This is a genomic window from Bacteroides sp. ET71, from assembly GCF_023336905.1.
In the GTDB taxonomy this organism is placed as follows: Bacteria; Bacteroidota; Bacteroidia; order Bacteroidales; family Bacteroidaceae; genus Bacteroides.
In genome coordinates this window covers 1-501 of sequence record NZ_JAMBLS010000147.1, presented here as the reverse complement: position 1 = coordinate 501, position 501 = coordinate 1, and the positions used below count along the sequence as shown (strand labels likewise).

The 501-nt window shown below is 53.3% G+C and carries 1 pseudogene; it reads left to right on the top strand.

What is annotated here, in order from left to right:
* Window positions 1-210 precede the first annotated feature (210 nt).
* A pseudogene (locus M3090_RS15615) lies at window positions 211-501 on the top strand (DUF1273 domain-containing protein); the annotation flags it as partial.

Below are 501 nucleotides of genomic sequence, written 5' to 3'. Positions count from 1 at the left end.
TTGGGAGTGGCGGCAAGGTTCATCCTTGCGGCACTCTGCACATCCTTGTACGGCGGCTCTCTTTGGGTGTGGTTCATCGGGTCGTGGCTGGTGTGGAACTTCCTTGCGGGTGTAGTACGTTTCCTGTGGGGCTGCCTTGTGTTCCTGTTGGCATTTGTTTCGCTTGTCGCTTTCATGGTCTGGGTATTAACACTCTAAACTCACATCATCATGGAAACAACAGACATCTCAAAAAACGTGTCGTTTACCGGACACCGCTCCGGCAGGATAAGCCAACCCATGCTCACCCTTTTTGCAGGCATGGTAACGGAAATCAAAAGCCTGTATGCTTCGGGATGCCGTAATTTCTTCTCCGGCATGGCGGAAGGCGGCGATTTGGTTTTCGCCAAGGCGGTCTTGGCGGCAAGAAACGAATTGACCGACATTCGGCTGGTAGCTGCCATCCCGTTCCGGGAGCAGTCCGCACGCTATTCCGACATGAACAAGAGGCTTTACATCAGC